General features: G+C 67.1%; 19 protein-coding genes. 13 read left to right on the top strand and 6 right to left on the bottom strand.

Translation table 11 applies throughout. The annotated features are described in order from the left end of the window. Positions 1–101 precede the first annotated feature (101 nt). Complete coding sequence (locus WT53_RS16525) at positions 102–1,178, bottom strand: YeiH family protein (RefSeq protein WP_060260690.1); 1,077 nt, start codon at positions 1,176–1,178, stop codon at positions 102–104. 112 nt (positions 1,179–1,290) lie between these two features. Between WT53_RS16525 and WT53_RS16520 the strand changes: the two genes are divergently transcribed. The 8 genes from WT53_RS16520 to WT53_RS16485 all read left to right on the top strand — a co-directional run bounded on the left by WT53_RS16520 (position 1,291) and on the right by WT53_RS16485 (position 9,092). Beyond that, positions 1,291–2,184 (top strand): LysR family transcriptional regulator, encoded by an 894-nt coding sequence (locus WT53_RS16520; protein WP_034207381.1) that lies wholly within the window; start codon positions 1,291–1,293, stop codon positions 2,182–2,184. Between the two features lie 162 nt (positions 2,185–2,346). Further along, positions 2,347–3,111, top strand: coding sequence for a TIM barrel protein (locus tag WT53_RS16515; RefSeq protein ID WP_034207380.1), 765 nt, complete (start codon positions 2,347–2,349; stop codon positions 3,109–3,111). A 28-nt stretch (positions 3,112–3,139) separates the two neighbouring features. Further along, positions 3,140–4,132 (top strand): sugar kinase, encoded by a 993-nt coding sequence (locus WT53_RS16510; RefSeq protein ID WP_034207379.1) that lies wholly within the window; start codon positions 3,140–3,142, stop codon positions 4,130–4,132. Between the two features lie 113 nt (positions 4,133–4,245). Beyond that, the gene (locus tag WT53_RS16505) at positions 4,246–5,526 is read left to right on the top strand and encodes an MFS transporter (protein WP_060260687.1); all 1,281 of its coding nucleotides are present in this window, start codon (positions 4,246–4,248) and stop codon (positions 5,524–5,526) included. 4 nt (positions 5,527–5,530) lie between these two features. Continuing rightward, positions 5,531–6,496, top strand: a complete 966-nt coding sequence (locus WT53_RS16500; RefSeq protein ID WP_060260768.1) for a D-glycerate dehydrogenase — start codon at positions 5,531–5,533, stop codon at positions 6,494–6,496. 332 nt (positions 6,497–6,828) lie between these two features. Further along, the gene (locus WT53_RS16495; protein ID WP_034207376.1) at positions 6,829–7,872 is read left to right on the top strand and encodes a LacI family DNA-binding transcriptional regulator; all 1,044 of its coding nucleotides are present in this window, start codon (positions 6,829–6,831) and stop codon (positions 7,870–7,872) included. A gap of 55 nt (positions 7,873–7,927) precedes the next feature. Continuing rightward, on the top strand, positions 7,928–8,716 hold the full coding sequence (locus tag WT53_RS16490; RefSeq protein WP_060260683.1) for a YhfC family intramembrane metalloprotease: 789 nt from the start codon (positions 7,928–7,930) through the stop codon (positions 8,714–8,716). A gap of 13 nt (positions 8,717–8,729) precedes the next feature. Next, positions 8,730–9,092, top strand: coding sequence for a DUF3022 domain-containing protein (locus WT53_RS16485; RefSeq protein WP_060260680.1), 363 nt, complete (start codon positions 8,730–8,732; stop codon positions 9,090–9,092). A 46-nt stretch (positions 9,093–9,138) separates the two neighbouring features. Here the strand turns inward: WT53_RS16485 and WT53_RS16480 are convergent, their stop codons facing one another. Both WT53_RS16480 and WT53_RS16475 read right to left on the bottom strand, forming a co-directional pair. Continuing rightward, positions 9,139–9,570 carry a PGDYG domain-containing protein gene (locus tag WT53_RS16480; RefSeq protein WP_034207373.1) on the bottom strand — a complete coding sequence of 144 codons (432 nt, stop codon included), beginning with the start codon at positions 9,568–9,570 and terminating at the stop codon, positions 9,139–9,141. 134 nt (positions 9,571–9,704) lie between these two features. After that, positions 9,705–10,256 carry a Spy/CpxP family protein refolding chaperone gene (locus tag WT53_RS16475; protein WP_034207372.1) on the bottom strand — a complete coding sequence of 184 codons (552 nt, stop codon included), beginning with the start codon at positions 10,254–10,256 and terminating at the stop codon, positions 9,705–9,707. A 248-nt stretch (positions 10,257–10,504) separates the two neighbouring features. On the opposite strand from WT53_RS16475, the gene WT53_RS16470 reads away from it, so the two are divergent. Both WT53_RS16470 and WT53_RS16465 read left to right on the top strand, forming a co-directional pair. Continuing rightward, on the top strand, positions 10,505–10,969 hold the full coding sequence (locus WT53_RS16470) for an Lrp/AsnC family transcriptional regulator (protein WP_006481526.1): 465 nt from the start codon (positions 10,505–10,507) through the stop codon (positions 10,967–10,969). A 494-nt stretch (positions 10,970–11,463) separates the two neighbouring features. Continuing rightward, positions 11,464–12,564 (top strand): saccharopine dehydrogenase family protein, encoded by a 1,101-nt coding sequence (locus WT53_RS16465; protein ID WP_006481527.1) that lies wholly within the window; start codon positions 11,464–11,466, stop codon positions 12,562–12,564. 123 nt (positions 12,565–12,687) lie between these two features. Here WT53_RS16465 and WT53_RS16460 read toward each other — a convergent pair whose 3' ends face one another. Both WT53_RS16460 and cydX read right to left on the bottom strand, forming a co-directional pair. Then, positions 12,688–13,305, bottom strand: coding sequence for an ATP-binding protein (locus WT53_RS16460; protein ID WP_060260676.1), 618 nt, complete (start codon positions 13,303–13,305; stop codon positions 12,688–12,690). After that, positions 13,302–13,448 (bottom strand): cytochrome bd-I oxidase subunit CydX, encoded by a 147-nt coding sequence (cydX, locus tag WT53_RS32490; RefSeq protein WP_034207370.1) that lies wholly within the window; start codon positions 13,446–13,448, stop codon positions 13,302–13,304. The genes WT53_RS16460 and cydX overlap by 4 nt, the downstream gene beginning before the upstream one ends. Positions 13,449–13,649: 201 nt before the next feature. On the opposite strand from cydX, the gene corA reads away from it, so the two are divergent. Next, entirely contained in the window at positions 13,650–14,627 is a 978-nt protein-coding gene (corA, locus tag WT53_RS16455; RefSeq protein WP_034207369.1) for a magnesium/cobalt transporter CorA, read from the top strand. Positions 14,628–14,634: 7 nt separating this feature from the next. Here the strand turns inward: corA and WT53_RS16450 are convergent, their stop codons facing one another. Next, a complete protein-coding gene (locus WT53_RS16450) occupies positions 14,635–14,928 on the bottom strand; it encodes a YciI-like protein (RefSeq protein WP_034207368.1) in 294 nt (97 codons plus the stop codon). A 456-nt stretch (positions 14,929–15,384) separates the two neighbouring features. On the opposite strand from WT53_RS16450, the gene WT53_RS16445 reads away from it, so the two are divergent. Then, positions 15,385–15,873: an aminoacyl-tRNA deacylase gene (locus WT53_RS16445; protein WP_034207367.1), complete on the top strand. Its 489-nt coding sequence runs from the start codon at positions 15,385–15,387 to the stop codon at positions 15,871–15,873. A gap of 860 nt (positions 15,874–16,733) precedes the next feature. After that, positions 16,734–17,438 carry an energy transducer TonB gene (locus tag WT53_RS16440; RefSeq protein WP_059826729.1) on the top strand — a complete coding sequence of 235 codons (705 nt, stop codon included), beginning with the start codon at positions 16,734–16,736 and terminating at the stop codon, positions 17,436–17,438. Positions 17,439–17,493: the final 55 nt, after the last annotated feature.

Raw genomic sequence — 17,493 nt, 5'->3', positions numbered from 1 at the left:
CTGAAAGGGGGCGATGGAAAACGACGCGAAGCATAGCACTGCGCCGCGCCCGCGGGATCTTCCCGTCGGGCGCGGCGCGCGAACCGTCACGGACGTGCGGCTCAGCCAAGCCAGTGCTGCACGGCCCAGGTGATCCCGTAGCCGCCGGCGATCAGCCACACGTACAGGATCAGGCCGGTCATCAGCGCACGCGGGCCGGCTGCGCGGATCTGCGCGACACGCGTCTCGATGCCGAGTGCGGTCATGGCCATCGTCAGCGCGAAGGTGTCGAGCACGTTCAGCGTATGCGTGACGTCCGCAGGCAGCACGTTCAGCGAATTGACGATCACGAAGCCGAGGAAGCCGAGCGCGAACCAGGGAACCGCCACCTTGCGCTTGCCTTGCGCGCCGCCGGCCGTGTCGCGAGCCGAGCGCGCCGAGCGGGCGAGCCACCAGCCGAGCGCGAGCAGCACCGGCACCAGCAGCATCACGCGCGTCATCTTCACGATCGTCGCGACGTGCGCGACCTGCGGGCTGATGTCGCTCGCCGCGCCGACCACCTGCGCGACTTCGTGGATCGTGCCGCCGAAGAACAGGCCGAGGCCGGCCGGATCGAGGTTCAGCCACCCGGCGTGATAGGCGACCGGGTACAGGAACATCGACAGCGTGCCGAACAGCACGACGCTACCCACGGCCATCGCGCTCTGGTGCGGCTTCGACTGCAGCGTCGACTCGAACGCGAGCACGGCGGCCGCACCGCAGATCGCGCTGCCGGCGGCGGTCAGCAGCGCGGCGTCGCGATCGAGCTTCATCAGCTTCATGCCGACCCAGGTGCCGATCGCGAGCGTGCTGACGACGATCAGCACCGACACCGCGAGGCCCGGCAGCCCGACCTGCGCGATTTCCTGCAGGCTCACGCGCAACCCGAAGAACGCGACCGCGATGCGCAGCAGCTTGCGTGCGGAGAAATCGACACCGGCCGCCCAGCTGGCCGGCATGCCGTCGCGCAGGCCGTTGCCGTACGCTGCCCCGGCGACGATGCCGACGATCAGCGGCGACAGGCCGAGCCCCGCGATCGCGGGAAGCTCGGCGAGGCTCGTGACGGCGGCGGCGAACAGCGCGACGAACAGCACGCCGTTCAACTGGCCGCGCATCGACGGCGCGGCATGGCTGAGAGGGGGAGTCGGGGCAGTGGGCATGGAGGCACCGTGATGGAGCGTGTGGCGATGGTGTAATCCTAGTTTCGTTATATCGATATGAAAAATTGTGATTTGTGACGTAAACTATCCGGAAAGCCGATAATTCATCGTCATGACCCCGGATCAACTGATAACGTTCGCCGCCGTCGCCGAGCATCTGAACATCAGCCGCGCCGCCGTGGCGCTGCATCTGTCGCAGCCGGCCGTATCGGGCCAGTTGCGGCTGCTGCAGGACGAGTTCGGCGAGCCGCTGTACCAGCGCGACGGCCGCGGCATCCGCCTGACGCCGGTCGGCGAGCAACTCGCGCAATACGCGAGGGCGCAGCGCGACACGTTCGCGCAGGCGCGTGCGTTTCGAGACGCGATACGCGGGCTGGAGGCCGGCACGCTGCGTATCGGCGCGAGCACGACGCCCGCGAGCTATCTGCTGCCGTATCTGATCGCGGCGTTCCAGCCGCGCGCGCCGCGTGTGTCGATCCAGACGATGAGCGGCAATACGGCCGACGTGGTCGCGGCGCTGCCGTCGCTCGACATCGCGCTGATCGAAGGGCCGCCCGGCGAGACGTTGCCGCCGGGCACGGCCGTGCACGCGTGGCACGAGGACGAGATCGTCGCGATCGTGCCGGCCGGCCATCCGCTCGCGGCGCCCGGCCACGACGCGGGCGTGACGCTCGACGCGCTCGCCGCCCATCCGCTCGTGCTGCGCGAGGCGGGTTCCGCCGTGCGGCAACTCGTCGAGCGCGCGTTCGCGCAGGGCGGCGCGCCGATGCGCGTCGCGTTCGAGATCGCGGGGGTCGAGGCGGTGAAGGAGGCCGTGCGCGCAGGAATGGGCGTCGGGTTCGTGTCCGCGATGTCGCTGCGTCACGAGGATGCCGCGCTCGTGCCGCGCTCGCTGGCGCCCGCGCCGCTCACGCGGCATTTCTCCATTCTCGTGCCGCATGGCGGCGCACCGTCGCGGGTCGCCGCGCAATTCCTCGAAATGAGCCTCGCGCAGGACCTCGCGTAGGCGCTCGCCGCCGCGCCGGGAACATGCGTTGCATACGGTTGCGCGCGTATTCGTGCGACGACACGGCCTTAGGGATTTCCTCTATGGCGTGGGTCCGACGCGAGGCGCACCATCCGTCTCAAGCAAATGGAACCGGTTCCATTCCGGTTGAAAAAGGGCAACATGGCAGACATCGTGATCGTGGCGAGCGCATTCGGGATGGACCGGGTGCGCCAGGAGGGCCACAGTGCATTCATCGCCACCGTGGCGGCATCCGGGGCGGCCGGTTTCGAGGTGCGGCGCGAGTTGTTCGCGTCGGACGACGACACGGCGCCCGGCGCGCTGGCCGCGCTCGGTGCGCAGATCGCCGGCCACGGGCTGTGGTCGGTCTATTCGACCCCGGACTCGCTGTACACGGAAACGGGGGCGCTCGATGCCGACGCCTTGCGCGATGCGCTCGCGCAAGCCGACGCGCTCGGCGCGCGCTTCGTGAAATTCCAGCTCGGCGGCTTCGCCGGCGACGCGCACGCGGCCGAGATCGTCGCGCTGTCGCGCGGCGCGCGGGCGCGCGTGGTGGTCGAGAACGGCCAGCTCGAGGTCGGCGGCGCGTTCGCGCAGTTCCGCGGGCTGTTCGACGCGCTGTCGGACGCCGGCATGCCCGATGCGCTCGGCATGACGTTCGACATCGGCAACTGGCAGTGGCGCGGCGAAGCGCCGCTCGACTGCGCGCAGGTGCTCGCGCCGCATGTGGAATACATTCACTGCAAGACCATCGAAGGCGAGGGCGCGCGTCGTTTCGCCGCCGCGCCGGCGCCGAACGACCCGCTCGTGACCGGCGTACTCGCCGCGCTGCCGCAGCACGCGCCGCGCGGCATCGAGTTCCCGTTCGACGCGGCCGATCTGGCCGGCGATGCCTGCCGGCGCGTCGCATGGCTTGCGACCGCGTGACGGCGGAAGGATCCAGAGGAGTTCAGTCATGAAAACAGCACTCGATGTCGTGACCTACGGCGAAGCGATGGCGATGTTCGTCGCGACGGAGCCGGGCCATCTCGCGCACGCCGGGCAATTCGCGAAGCGGATCGCGGGCGCCGATCTCAACGTCGCGATCGGCCTGTCCCGGCTCGGCTTCCGGGTCGGCTGGATGAGCCGGGTCGGCCGCGACTCGTTCGGCCGCTACGTGCTCGACACGCTGGCGCGCGAGGGAATCGACGCGTCGTGCGTGACCGTCGATCCGCGCTACCCGACCGGCTTCCAGCTGAAGTCGCGCAACGACGACGGCAGCGATCCGACCGTCGAATATTTCCGCAAGGGCTCGGCGGCGAGCCACCTGTCGTGCGACGACTACGTGGCCGACTACGTGCTCGGCGCGCGCCATCTGCACCTGACGGGCGTCGCGCCGGCGATTTCGGCGACGTCGTGCGAACTCGCGTTCCGGCTCGCGCGCGAGATGCGTGCGGCCGGCAAGACGATCTCGTTCGACCCGAACCTGCGCCCGACGCTGTGGCCGTCCGCCGACGTGATGGCGAAGACCCTGAATGCCCTCGCGACGCTCGCCGACTGGGTGCTGCCGGGCCTGGCCGAAGGTCGGCAATTGACCGGGCACGAGACGCCGGCCGACATCGCGGGCTTCTATCTCGCGCGGGGCGCGCGCGGCGTCGTGATCAAGCTCGGCGAACAAGGCGCGTATTTCCGCACGGCCGACGGCCGCGAAGGCACCGTCGCCGGCGAGCGCGTCGAGCGCGTGGTCGACACGGTCGGCGCCGGCGACGGCTTCGCGGTCGGCGTGGTCAGCGCGCTGCTCGAAGGCCGGAGCGTCGAGCAGGCGGTCGCGCGCGGCAACCGGATCGGTGCGCTCGCGATCCAGGTGATCGGCGATTCGGAAGGGTTGCCGACGCGCGATGCGCTCGACCGGCTCGAAAGTGTCGACAATCGCGCCGATCGCTTAGAGGAAACCGTCACCGCGCAATGAGAGGCCGGACACGGCACAATCCGCGGATCCATTTCGTGCGCGACGCACGGTAGTTTTGTTCGAGGCCGGGCGGGCGCTGGCGCCCACTGCGGTCCCTATACGGAGACACTCTCATGGCAGCCAATCTCGCAGCCCGTCGGTGGTGGACGATCATGCCGATCGTCTTCATCACGTACAGCCTCGCTTACCTCGATCGCGCGAACTACGGGTTCGCGGCGGCGGCCGGCATCAACCAGGACCTCGGGATCAGCAAGGGCCTGTCGTCGCTGATCGGCGCGCTGTTCTTCCTCGGCTACTTCTTCTTCCAGATCCCCGGCGCGATCTACGCGGAACGCCGCAGCGTGAAGAAGCTCGTGTTCGTCAGTCTCGTGCTGTGGGGCGGCTGCGCGGCCCTGACCGGCGTGGTCAGCAACATCCCGTCGCTGATGGCGATCCGCTTCGTGCTGGGCGTCGTCGAGGCGGCCGTGATGCCGGCGATGCTGATCTACATCAGCAACTGGTTCACGAAGAACGAGCGCTCGCGCGCGAATACGTTCCTGATCCTCGGCAATCCGGTCACCGTGCTGTGGATGTCGATCGTGTCCGGTTATCTCGTGCATGAATTCGGCTGGCGCCACATGTTCATCGCCGAAGGCGTCCCGGCCGTCATCTGGGCCGTGTGCTGGTGGTGCCTCGTGCAGGACAAGCCGGCCGATTCGCCGTGGCTCAGCGCGCAGGAAAAGCGCGACCTCGACGCCGCGCTCGCGGCCGAGCAGGCGGCGATCAAGCCGGTCCGCAACTATGGCGAGGCATTCCGCTCGCCGGCCGTGATCAAGCTGTGCGCGCAGTATTTCTGCTGGAGCATCGGCGTGTACGGCTTCGTGCTGTGGCTGCCGTCGATCGTGAAGAACGGTTCCGATCTCGGGATGGTCGCGACCGGCTGGCTGTCCGCGCTGCCGTACCTCGCGGCGACGATCGCGATGCTCGCCGCGTCGTGGGCGTCCGACAAGGTCGGTTCGCGCCGCGGCTTCGTGTGGCCGTTCCTGCTGGTCGGCGCGGCCGCGTTCGCCGCGTCGTACGCGCTCGGCTCGTCGCATTTCTGGATCTCGTATGCGCTGCTGGTCGTCGCGGGCGCCGCGATGTACGCACCGTACGGCCCGTTCTTCGCGATCGTGCCGGAACTGCTGCCGAAGAACGTCGCCGGCGGCGCGATGGCGCTGATCAACAGCATGGGCGCGCTCGGTTCGTTCGTCGGCTCGTATTTCGTCGGCTACCTGAACGGCGCGACCGGGTCGCCCGTCGCGTCGTACGCCTTCATGAGCGCCGCGCTCGTCGCCGCGGTGATCCTCACGCTGTCCGTCAAACCCCAGGCGCGCGATGCGCATCAGCTCGCGGCGCCGCTGCAAGGAAAATGAAACGATGAAGCCCCGTATCGTCGCGTACAAGCCGCTGCCCGATGACGTTCTCGCGTACCTGCGCGAGCATGCGGAAGTCGAGCAGGCCGACGGCGCCGACGCGCTCGCCGCTGCGCTCGGCGACGCGGACGGCGCGATCGGCGCGAGCCTGAAGGTCACGCCGCAGATGCTCGACCGCGCGCCGCGGCTGAAGGCGTGGTCGACGATCTCGGTCGGCTACGACAACTTCGACGTCGCCGATCTCACGCGGCGGGGCATCGTGCTCGCGCATACGCCGGACGTGCTGACCGAGTCGACGGCCGACACGGTGTTTTCGCTGATCCTGGCCTCCGCACGGCGCGTGGTCGAACTGGCCGAATGGGTGAAGGCCGGCCATTGGCACCGCAGCATCGGCCCGGACCTGTACGGCACCGACGTGCAGGGCAAGACGCTCGGCATCGTCGGGCTCGGGCGGATCGGCGGAGCGGTCGCGCGGCGCGCGGCGCTCGGCTTCCGGATGCAGGTGCTGTACGCGAACCGGTCCGCGCATGCCGAGGCCGAGACGCAGTACGGCGCCCGGCGCGTGACGCTCGACGCGCTGCTCGCGCAGTCGGATTTCGTGTGCCTGCAGGTGCCGCTGTCGCCCGACACGCGCCACCTGATCGGCGCGCCCGAATTCGCGAAGATGAAGCGCAGTGCGATCCTGATCAACGCGTCGCGCGGGCCCGTCGTCGACGAAGCCGCGCTGGTCGACGCGCTGCGCGCGGGGACGATCCGGGGCGCGGGGCTCGACGTGTTCGAGAAGGAGCCGCTGCCGGCGGATTCGCCGCTGCTGCAGATGAAGAACGTCGTCGCGCTGCCGCATATCGGCTCGGCGACGCACGAGACGCGCCATGCGATGGCGCGCTGCGCCGCGGAAAACCTGGTCGGCGCGCTGGCCGGCACGCTGCGCACGAATCTCGTCAATCCGGATGCGCTGGCGCACGCCTGAGCCGCCTCCGGCAACCGGCCGGCGCGGCGCCGGCGCCGTTAGAGTCGATGATCTTGGTGCCGGCGGGCCGGCTGCGTTATGATCGCCCGCTCTCGTCGCATCGACGGTCGGCCGCGCGGCCGGCCGCATCGGGCGACGGGCATCCGCGCCAGCTCCGGTGCGGCCGACTGCCGTAGCACGCGACCGGCGGGCGCTGCGCGAGCGCGAAGCCCCGGGCCGGCGCAGGCGCCGACGCGCCAGGACAGGGGAGGCCGCCGATTGGCTTACGTTTCCAACAACAATGGTCCGTCTGCTCACGAAGCGGCGCGGATCGTACGTCGCGAGGCACGACAGTGACCGATTCGCAACCTTCCACGACGCGTCCGGCGACGATCAGCGACGTCGCGCGCGAGGCCGGTACGGGCAAGACCAGCGTTTCGCGCTACCTGAACGGCGAGACGCACGTGCTGTCCGTCGATCTGCGCCAGCGGATCGAAGCGGCCATCGCGCGGCTCAACTACCGGCCGAACCAGATGGCGCGCGGGCTCAAGCGCGGCCGCAACCGGCTGCTCGGCATGCTCGCGGCCGACCTGACCAATCCTTACACCGTCGAAGTGCTGCAGGGCGTCGAGGCCGCGTGCCATGCGCTCGGCTACATGCCGCTCATCTGTCACGCAGCGAACGAAGTCGAGATGGAGCGCCGTTTCCTGCAACTGCTCACGACCTACCGCGTCGAAGGGCTGATCGTCAACGCGCTCGGCGCCGACGAAGACGTGCTGCGCCCGTTGCGCGGCGCGGGCATTCCGGCCGTGCTCGTCGACCGCACGGTCGAGGGCTTCGAGGCCGACCTGATCGGCCTCGACAACGACGACGCGATCGAGACCGCGCTCGCGCACCTGGTCGAACACGGCTTCGACGCGATCCATTTCGTCGTGCAGCCGTTCGAGCGCGTCAGCTCGCGGCGCGTGCGCGAGGCCGCGTTCCGCGCGGCGCTGGCCGCGCGCGGGCTGGCGGTGCCGTCGACGGTCGTGCTCGACCTGAACGCGCCCGACGCGGCCGCGGCGGCGCTCGCCGACGTCGATGCGCGCATCGATCACGCGGCCCGGCGCGGCGTGCGCGCGGCGCTGTTCGCCGCGAATGCGCCGGTCGCGCTGGCGATCGCGCGCCACCTGCGCGCGCGCTTCGGCGCCGCGTGGCAGCAGCAGGCGGCGCTGCTGTCGATCGACGATCCGGAGTGGGCCGAGCTGATCGGCATCACGACGATCCGTCAGCCCACCTACGAAATCGGCTACAAGGCCGTCGAATTCGTGCACGAGCGGATCGACGGCGCGGCGGGCGACGTGCGCGTCGCGATGCTGCCCGGCGAGCTGATTGCGCGCGCGTCGACCGCAAGCTGAGTATCATTCGGGGCACGCGGCGCATCGGGTGCGCTGCCTCGAACCAAGGAAATACATGACTGTCGCTCCCGTCACGCTGGCGGCGCTGATCGCCGCCACGCTGATCATCGCGCTGCTGCCGCTCGTCCTCTACCGCATCCTGCGCAAGCCGCTTGCGCTCAATCGCCGTGACACGATCGTCGGCGTCGCCGTCTTCACGCTGTTTGCCATGATCCTCGAGCGCGCGTTCCACGGGCTCGTGCTGAGCCACACGCCCGAGGACGGCTGGCTCACGCAGCCGCTCGCGTTCGTCGCGTACGGCGCGCTTGCGACCGCCGTATTCGAGGAAGTCGGCCGCTATCTCGGGATGCGCGTGCTGAACCGCCGCTATGGCGCATCGGCCGGCGACGCTCGCGGCATCGGCTACGGGATCGGTCACGGCGGCGCCGAAGCGTGGTTCGTCGGCGTGCTGGTGTGGGGCCAGTGGTCGTATCTCGCGTGGCTCGCGAGCCGCGGCCAGCTCGAGACGCAGTTGTCCGACCTGCCGGTCGACACCGTCGTGCGGCTGCACATGATGCTCGCGACGCTGTCGGTCCAGTCGATCCTGCTGTTGCTGCTCGAACGCTGCGCGGCGTTCGCGGTGCAACTGGCGCTGTCGGTGCTGGTGTGGCGCGGCGTGCGGGCCGGCCGGATGGCCGTGTTGCCGCTCGCGATCGTGCTGCATGCGCTCGCGGCGACGCCGATGCTGCTGTACCAGGTGCGCGTGCTGCCGGCCGCATGGGTCGAGGCCGCGTATTTCGTGCTGGCCGCGATCCTGGCGGTCGTGCTGGCGAAGGCGTGCCGGCCGTCGCGTGCGGCGGCCTGACGGGAGAGACGGCATGGACGACTATCTGATCGAATGCCCGAGCGCCGAATTCGACGCGCTCGCACGCGTGATCTGCGATCTGTTTCCGGAGCAGACGCGCTTCGCCGAAAGCAGCGATGCGCGCGGGCGCTTCCTGTCCGTGCACTGGCTGGCGATGCGTTTCGGCTCGACGCCGAAGCGGATGACGCTCGACATCCGGATCGTGCCGGCCGCGCTCGCGCGCTACCTGGCGCTCAAGCCGATGCAGCGCGCGCGCAGCCATGCGGTGCTGCATGCGTATACGGAAGCGATGCTCGGATCGCTCGAAGAGCGACACGCGGCCGGCGAGGCCGTCGAGCGCGACGCGGAACTCGAGCTCGACGAAGACTTTGCGTGAGCAGCGGCGCCGGCCTTGGGCCGACGCGGTGCATTACGCGGGTGAATTACGCGTCGCGATAGACCTGCGCGAAGCGCTGCGCCTGCACGACGCCGTAGTCGCCCGGCGCGTATTGCATCACCCAGTCGCCGGCGACGCCGCGCAGCGTGTCGCCGTTCTCCGAGCGGGCGATCGTGAACGGCTCGTCCATCCGGCGTGCGAGCACGACGGCCGGCCGGTTGCGGTAAGCGCCCGGCGCACCGTGCGCGAGCGCCGGATCGGCGGGCAGGTATTTGGCGTCGAAGCGCGCGCGCGACACGACCCAGCGGTCGCCGGTCGAGCCGGTGATCAGCGCGTCGCCCACAGCATAACGGTTCGGGCCTTCGAGGCTCATCAGTTCGCCGTCGGCCTGCGCGAACGACACGGCGACGGTTTCGTCCTTGACGACGCGACGGGCCTGCGGATCGGTACGCAGATCGAGTTGCTTGAGTTCGAGCATGGCGGGAAAGGGCGGGAAAGCGGGAAAAGCCGGGAGCTTATCCCGAATTCGGCGCGCCGTGTGGCGCGCCGATGCCGCCAGCGGCGCGGCGCCGTTCGGCCCGGACGGGCGGCACGGCGCCGGCGGGGAGGGCGTCAGGGCTGCGCGGGAGCGCTCGCGGCCGGCGCGGCGGCCGCGTTGCCTTCCTTGCCCTTCGTCCTGCCCTTGCCGCGGTGCTCGCCGCCGTGGTGCAGCCAGTTGCGGAAGGTCGTGTCGGCCAGCGCCTTCTGCTCGGCCGGGAAGCTCTCGTAGAGCGGCGCGAAGGCGTCGGCGAGCTTCTTCGCGCCGTCGGCGTTCGCCTGCGACAGTTCCGCGTACTGCTTCATGTCGTCGAGCGCGGACACGTCGTGCTTGGCGATCCGTTCGCCGTAGAGACGGCCCATCGTTGCGCCGTTGTCGCGCATCGTATCGGCGAACGTCTTCCATTGCGGCTCCTGCGCCGACGTGATCTTCAACTGGTCGTGCAGGTACTTGATGCGCTGCTCGATGCGCGCTTCGTGGCGTGCCGCGCGCTGTTCGGCGCTCGGGGCCGACGCCGCGGCCGTCGTGGCCGGCGCCTGGGCGGGCGCTTGCGGCTGCGCCGGGGTTTGCGCGAACGCGCTGGCTGCAACGACGAGCGTAGCGAGGGTGAGCGAGATTTTCTTCATGGTTGGCTCTCCGGGGTGGTGTCTGGCGAGCGGGCGCGGCGGCCAACGCCGCCGGCGCGCATCTCGCGTCGCCCGCTATTAGTAGCACGTTGCATGCAGTGCGGCAGCGAATGCGACACTTGCTTACATCCGATACGAATCGAAATCGAAAGGTTCGAATCCGGTCATGCCGGTTGGGCGCGCCGGCGTTCGGCGCTATCATCGCGTCACTTTCCACTCCGCCGGCATCTGCGTACCGGCCCAGCGTCATGCGCCCACCCCGCCTCGACCAACTTGACGATCTCGACCGGCAACTCGTCGCGCTGCTGCAAGCCGATGCGCGCGCCAGCGTCGCGGATCTCGCGCGTCAGCTCGACGTGGCGCGCACGACGGTCGTCGCACGCATCGCGCGTCTCGAACGCACCAACGTGATCGCCGGATACAGCGTGCGACTGGGGCAGGACGTGCTCGACGCCAGCATCTATGCGTACGTCGGCATCATCCTCACGCCGAAGTTCGGCAAGGACGTATTGCGCAAGCTCGACCGGATGCCGGAAGTCCAGCTGCTGTGCGCGGTGAGCGGCGAGTACGACTACGTCGCGTGGCTGCGCGCCGATTCGCCCGAACGGCTCAACGATCTGCTCGACCAGATCGGCACGCTCGAAGGCGTCGAGCGCACGACGACGTCGATCATCCTGTCGCGCAAGATCGATCGCGGCACGATCGGCGGCTGACCGGTCGCATGCCGCGCCGCGCATGACCGCGCGAGCGTGGTGCGGGTTTCATGGCGTCGCGGGCGCCCGGCCCGGCGTCGGGTGCCCGCACGCATTCGTCCTGGCCTTCGCTATACGTCGTGATCGGCACGAGGTATCTGCCATCATCGGCATCATCCTTTCGCGCACGTCGCGCATCTCGTCCGAATCCTCTTTCGTATGCCGCTTCGACCGGCGTGCCTCATCCCGCGCATGGGCGGTTCGTGTGCCGTGCCGCGCCGTGCGTCCTCGTCTTCGTCGTCGCCATGCGCGACCGCCAACGACCGGTTTGCGACAGCCCGTTGACGCGATTTTTAGATGGGCATGTCATTTAGGCGAAACGTATCGTCATAACGTCGAAATTATCGGTCGTTTCGCATCATTCTTCGTCTTGGAACTGATTTTGAGCGTCCCTACACTGTGTGCATGGCTCGACGCCGTCCACAACACCACACCCATCATCAGGAGATAAGCGCATGAAAATCGCCATCGTCGGCGCAGGTCTGATCGGCCACACCATTGCTCACATGCTGCGTGAAACGGGCGACTACGAAGTCGTCGCGTTCGACCGCGACGCGGATGCGCTCGCGAAGCTGTCGCGCGAAGGCATTGCGACGCAGCGGGTCGATTCGGCCGATGCGAATGCGATTCGCGAAGCAGTGAAGGGCTTCGATGCGCTCGTCAACGCGCTGCCGTACTATCTCGCGGTCAACGTGGCCGCCGCCGCGAAGGCTGCCGGCGTTCACTACTTCGATCTGACCGAGGACGTGCGCGCCACGCACGCGATCCGCGAACTGGCCGACGGCTCCGATCGCGCGTTCATGCCGCAGTGCGGCCTCGCGCCGGGCTTCATCGGCATCGCCGCGCACGAGCTCGTGAACGGTTTCAGCGAAGTGCGCGACGTGAAGATGCGCGTCGGCGCGCTGCCCGAATATCCGACCAACGCGCTGAAGTACAACCTCACGTGGAGCGTCGACGGTCTGATCAACGAATACTGTCAGCCGTGCGAAGCGATCCGCGACGGCCGCAAGCAATGGGTGCAGCCGCTCGAAGGCCTCGAACACTTCTCGCTCGACGGCACCGAATACGAAGCGTTCAACACGTCGGGCGGCCTCGGCACGCTGTGCGAAACGCTGTCGGGCAAGGTCGAGACGCTCGACTACAAGTCGGTGCGCTATCCGGGCCACCGCGAGCTCGTGCAGTTCCTGCTGGAAGACCTGCGCCTGTCGACCGACCGCGACACGCTGAAGTCGATCATGCGCCGCGCGGTGCCGTCGACGAAGCAGGACGTCGTGCTCGTGTTCGTCACGGTGACGGGCGTGAAGGACGGCCAGCTGGTGCAGGACGTGTTCACGCGCAAGATCTTCGCGAAGGACGTGTGCGGGATGCACATGAGCGCGATCCAGATCACGACGGCCGGCGCGATGTGCGCGGTGCTGGATCTGTTCCGCGAAAAGAAGCTGCCGCAGAGCGGTTTCATCCCGCAGGAAAAGGTGTCGCTGAAGGCGTTCCTGTCGAACCGCTTCGGCAAGCTGTACGACGGCGGCACGATGGAGCGCGTGCACGCGGTCGCCTGACCGCGGTTGCCGGACCATTCGCCAGCGTCTGACTCTGGCACGAGGGCCGTACGACGCCGGGAGCGCAGCAGCGCTTTCGGCGTTGTTTTTTGAGGAAGCAGGAAGGGCGCCTGGCGGCGCCGATCAGGCGGGCAGCGGCGGGACGATCGTCGCCGGTTGCGGCGGCGGCACGATGCGGTACAGCAGCGCGTCGATGTCCGCGTCGGACGGCGCGGTGTTGTCGAACATCACGATGCCGTCGCATTCGTGGCCGGTCGGCACGAAGCGGCGCTGCCGGTATTCGTCCCAGTGCGCGAGCTTGTACGCGTCGTTCGGATTGGCGCGCGCGACGATCCGCTGATGCGCGACGTCTTCCGACGTGTGAACCCAGACGACCGTCAGCGTGACCTCGGGCGCGATGCCGAGCCACGTGCGATCGAGGATGCGCCGGTCGCGCACCTCGCGCGACAGCGGGCCGACGACGAGCGCACCGATGCCGAGCGCGAGATTTTCACGGGCCGTGTCGAGCAGGCCCTGGTATTCGGGATCGCGAAGATGTTTGAGGTAGAGCGGGCTGTCGCGGTCGTTCGGATCGTCCGTGAGCGCGCCCATCGCGGCCGCGCTGTAGCGGCCGTACAGCGTATCCTTGTCGAGCAGGCAGAACGCCTCGCCAGTCGCGCGCATCAGCGGCCCGATGAGCCGCTTCGCGAGCGTGGTCTTGCCGGTGCCGGCGTGACCGCAGAAGAACACGAGATGCGTCACGAATACCGGCTCCCCGCTTTCCGGCGCGACGTGTCGCCGCGCTCTTCGCCGCGCGAGAACACTTCCGCTTCCAGCCACATCGCGTTGATGATGCCGAAGCCGAGTGCCACGCCGATGCCGAGTATCCACGAGAAATACCACATAGGTCTGTCTCCTTGACGGTGGGGCCGCGCGGCCGTTGTGCATCGCGCAACGCAGGCCCGGCGGGCCTGTCGATGTGCCCCGATGCGCGTGCTGCGGCGCACGCAGCCCGATCATGACCAATATCGGCGTGCCGCGCAAGCCGGGCCGTCCGTGCGGCAAACCGGTAAACTGATGGGCAAACCGCAACATCGTGGGACAACATGCTGATCAACTGTGCTGCTTACCAGGACGGCCGCAAGCTGGCCGATATCGACATCGCCGCCATCAGCGATTACGTGTCGAAGCCCGAATGCTTCGTGTGGGTCGCGCTGAAGGATCCGACGCCCGAGGAAATCGATCTGATGGGCGAGGAGTTCGGATTGCACGAGCTGGCGCTGGAGGATGCCCGCAAGGGTCATCAGCGACCGAAGATCGAGGAATACGGCGATTCGCTGTTCGCGGTGCTGCATACGGTCGAACTCGATGAGGACGACGAATTCAAGGTCGGCGAACTGAACGTGTTCGTCGGCCCGAATTACGTGCTGTCGATCCGCAATCACACCGAGCAGGATTTCCGCGACGTGCGCAAGCGCTGCGAGCGCGAACCGCATCTGCTGCGCGAGGGGTCGGCGTTCGTGTTCTACGCGTTGATGGACCAGGTCGTCGACCGGTATTTCCCGATCCTCGAAACGCTCGGCACCGAGCTCGAGGAACTCGAGGATCGCATCTTCGCGAAGGCGACGCCCGCGTCGTCGCGCGCGATCATCGAAGATCTCTATTCGCTGAAACGCCGGCTCGTGCTGCTGTACCAACACACGGCGCCGCTGATGGAGCCGCTCGCGAAGCTCACCGGCGGGCGCATTCCGGAAGTCTGCAGCGGGATGGCGGCCTACTTCCGCGACGTGTACGACCATCTGCAGCGAATCGTGAAGACGATCGAAGGGCGCCGCGAGATGGTCGTCACCGCGATCCAGGTCAACCTCGGGATGATTTCGCTCGCGGAGAACGAGGTGACCAAGCGGCTCGGCTCGTTCGCCGCGCTGTTCGCGATACCGACGATGATCGCCGGCATCTACGGGATGAACTTCGCGAACATGCCCGAGCTGCACCTGAAATACGGGTTCTACGGCTGTATCGCGGTGATGGCCGTCGCCGATCTCGCGTTGTGGTGGCGCTTCAAGCGGGCAGGATGGTTGTAGCCTGATTTCACGCGGGACGCGGCGCGTGCTTGCCGACCACGACGCGCCACGGCCGCACGCGCCACGATTTCACGAGGCCGTTCTGCACGTACGGATCGGCGCGCGCGAACGATTCGGCCGCTTCCGGCGAATCGCCTTCGAACACGAGCACGGCCTGGTCGGCCGGGTCCGCCAGCGCGCCCGCGAGCACGAGTTCGCCGCGCTGGGTCGCGGCCTGCGCGAGCGCGAGATGCTCGGCACGGAACGCGTCGCGCCGCGACAGGTAATCGTCGACGAGTTCGTAGATCAATTGGTAATGCATGATCGCTCCAGGAGTCGGTTTCCGCCCGGAGGATGGGGCGGCCGGCTCAGTATAGGACACCGGGAAAGCTGTGGGCGGCGTGGCTTGCCGGCGTGACGGCGCGCATTCGCGGGTGCGCTTTTTGAACGGCGCATCCTCGGAGGTATCTCATTGTTCTTCTGAAAACGCAACTAACAGTCTAGTTTCCCGACATCGGCAAATTGCCGACCCGTTCGCGTCTACGTCGCACTACCTGGAATTCGTCTACAGGGACGAGGGGCTTTCCAGGCCCCGTTCTGGGTCTCGATTTCGCATGCCGGCGAGGGCAGGCGCGCGGATGAAAAATGACCGGGGCGGGCTGCCGGGGCATCTGGAGCGGCGTCGCGCGAGGGCGTTTCCCTTGGGCCGGAATGCGACCTATGCTGAACGAATCCGGAGCGAACGCCGTTCGCCCGATTCAACCAGACGAGGTGTGCCATGCCGGTCTCAGCCACCCTGCAGGATTGCCTGCGCCAGAAGTCATCGCGGTACGAAATCGTGTACCACCCCTATAGCCATACGAGCATGGAAACGGCCGCCGCCGCGCATATTCCCGGCGACCGGCTCGCGAAAACGGTGCTCCTCGAGGACGCCGAGGGCTACGTCGCCGCCGTATTGCCGACGACGCACGCCGTGCGCCTGTCGGATCTCTGGGTGAAGACAGGACGCCATCTCGTGCTCGCCCGGGAGGTCGAGTTGCGCGAGTTGTTCAAGGATTGCGACATGGGCGCGCTGCCGCCGGTCTGCATGGCGTACGGGATGAAGACGTTCCTCGAGGAACGCCTCGCGCAGCAGCCGGAAGTGTATTTCGAGGCCGGCGATCACGAAGCGCTGATACACATGATGCAGGACGAATTCCTGATGCTGATGGAGACCGCCGAGCGCGCGCATTTCTCGCACCGGATGCAGGGGATGATGCTGTCCTGAGCGATGTCGGTCGCGCGTCGACGAAGCATGCGCGGGCATTTGTCTCGCCGGCCTCGGTGAAGCGAATGTGCCGGTGCGCGCAAAGTGGCGGGTAACGAATTCACGCTGACGCAGCGGTTTCTGGCATCAAAAAAACAGATTCGGTATGCAGATCATCGTACGGATCCCATCGGTTGAGAAGGTGCCGTTATTTTGATTTGGATTCCTTATAAACAAGAGGCGAATGCCCATCCGAACATCGCATGAACAAGCCCCGGCGCCGCATGACGATGGTCAATCGGATTTCATCCGTGCGATGTGACGAAGAAACGCATCCGGAGATGCTCATTACCGACGCGCCAATTCGGTGCTTGGCACTAAATTGGTGATTATTTTAGAGAGGCACTTGATTGGTGCGATTGCCATACAAATCAATTACTAAATCAATGGAAAATGGTCGGCCAAGTTTACTAAATCATTATTCGAGCAAACTCTCCAAACTTTGTATTCGGGTATCAAATAAAGTTTGACGCTCAAATTTTTTCCTTGCTATCTTCTGCACCCAAGACGAACGACTCGGCTGACATCAGTGCGTAACGAAGATCCAATCGTCACGCGAGAAACGTGCCCGTGTCGACGCAGCTGACAATTGCCTGAATGCGCTGGTTCGGGGTGGACGCCGGATAGGTGGCTATCCCGTTGCGGTTGAAACGATTCCTTGAAATTGAATAAATCGGGATCCGAAATCGATTCTTTCGATTCGGATGGCTAATTGCATCAAAAATGAAATTTCGGGGTGAGGCGGAGACGGAACCGACCCGGTTCCTGGGCCGGCCATCATCGCGAAACTGGGCGATTCGCTTGGGGGATGGATAGTGGGCATGAAAGTCGAAGAGCATCTGGTTGCTTCGAACAGCGGACTGGCCACGCTTGGGCGTCCGCGGGAATTCGGCAAGAAGCAGCAGAACCCGGTGCGCCGTTTCGGCGGCATCGCAGTCGTCCTCCTGTTGCACGCGGTGCTGATCTACGCATTGCTCAACGGCCTCGCGACGAAAGTCGTGCAGGTGATCCAGCATCCGATCGAAACCCGCATCATCGAGCCGGTGAAGCCGCCGCCGCCCCCGCCGCTGCCGGTCGTCAAGCTTCCGCCACCAAAATTCGCGCCCCCGCCGCCGCCGTTCGTGCCGCCGCCCGAAGTGCCGGTGCAGGCGCCGCCGCAAGCGCCGATCACGCACCAGGCGGCGCCGGTGCCGTCCGCGCCGGCCGTGCAGGCGCCCGTCATCGCACCGCCCGCGCCCGCGCCCGCGAAGCCGGTCAGCCACGAGGTGGGTGTCGTCTGCCCGAATTCGGACACGATTCGCGCGTCGATGCAGTACCCGAAGGAAGCGCAGGAAAACAACATCACGGGTGAGGTGACGATCGAGTTCGTCGTGGACGCGGACGGGAACATCACGAACGAACGCGTGGCCCAGTCGGCCGACCCCGTGCTCGATCGTGCGGCCTACAACACCGTGAAGCGGTTCAAATGCGTGGCGCAAGGCCAGGCCGTAAGGGTGCAGGTGCCGTTCTCGTTCAACCTGAATTGATGCAGTGGGCGGTCCGGCAAGCGCCGGACCGGGGAAAACCGTCTTGAACTTCAAT

Origin of the sequence: Burkholderia sp. MSMB2157WGS, from assembly GCF_001532755.1 — a bacterium.
In the GTDB taxonomy this organism is placed as follows: Bacteria; Pseudomonadota; Gammaproteobacteria; order Burkholderiales; family Burkholderiaceae; genus Burkholderia.
This window is presented reverse-complemented; position numbering and strand designations above follow the sequence as displayed.

Bases quoted from the DNA above. Each gene is read 5' to 3' on its own strand.
- WT53_RS16450 (WP_034207368.1), bottom strand. From the start codon at position 14,928: ATGCATTACCAATTGATCTACGAACTCGTCGACGATTACCTGTCGCGG.
- WT53_RS16475 (WP_034207372.1), bottom strand. From the start codon at position 10,256: ATGAAGAAAATCTCGCTCACCCTCGCTACGCTCGTCGTTGCAGCCAGC.
- WT53_RS16485 (WP_060260680.1), top strand. From the start codon at position 8,730: ATGGACGACTATCTGATCGAATGCCCGAGCGCCGAATTCGACGCGCTC.
- corA (WP_034207369.1), top strand. From the start codon at position 13,650: ATGCTGATCAACTGTGCTGCTTACCAGGACGGCCGCAAGCTGGCCGAT.
- WT53_RS16525 (WP_060260690.1), bottom strand. From the start codon at position 1,178: ATGCCCACTGCCCCGACTCCCCCTCTCAGCCATGCCGCGCCGTCGATG.
- WT53_RS16510 (WP_034207379.1), top strand. From the start codon at position 3,140: ATGAAAACAGCACTCGATGTCGTGACCTACGGCGAAGCGATGGCGATG.
- WT53_RS16505 (WP_060260687.1), top strand. From the start codon at position 4,246: ATGGCAGCCAATCTCGCAGCCCGTCGGTGGTGGACGATCATGCCGATC.
- WT53_RS16465 (WP_006481527.1), top strand. From the start codon at position 11,464: ATGAAAATCGCCATCGTCGGCGCAGGTCTGATCGGCCACACCATTGCT.
- WT53_RS16500 (WP_060260768.1), top strand. From the start codon at position 5,531: ATGAAGCCCCGTATCGTCGCGTACAAGCCGCTGCCCGATGACGTTCTC.
- WT53_RS16490 (WP_060260683.1), top strand. From the start codon at position 7,928: ATGACTGTCGCTCCCGTCACGCTGGCGGCGCTGATCGCCGCCACGCTG.
- WT53_RS16520 (WP_034207381.1), top strand. From the start codon at position 1,291: ATGACCCCGGATCAACTGATAACGTTCGCCGCCGTCGCCGAGCATCTG.
- WT53_RS16515 (WP_034207380.1), top strand. From the start codon at position 2,347: ATGGCAGACATCGTGATCGTGGCGAGCGCATTCGGGATGGACCGGGTG.
- WT53_RS16440 (WP_059826729.1), top strand. From the start codon at position 16,734: ATGAAAGTCGAAGAGCATCTGGTTGCTTCGAACAGCGGACTGGCCACG.
- cydX (WP_034207370.1), bottom strand. From the start codon at position 13,448: ATGTGGTATTTCTCGTGGATACTCGGCATCGGCGTGGCACTCGGCTTC.
- WT53_RS16445 (WP_034207367.1), top strand. From the start codon at position 15,385: ATGCCGGTCTCAGCCACCCTGCAGGATTGCCTGCGCCAGAAGTCATCG.
- WT53_RS16470 (WP_006481526.1), top strand. From the start codon at position 10,505: ATGCGCCCACCCCGCCTCGACCAACTTGACGATCTCGACCGGCAACTC.
- WT53_RS16480 (WP_034207373.1), bottom strand. From the start codon at position 9,570: ATGCTCGAACTCAAGCAACTCGATCTGCGTACCGATCCGCAGGCCCGT.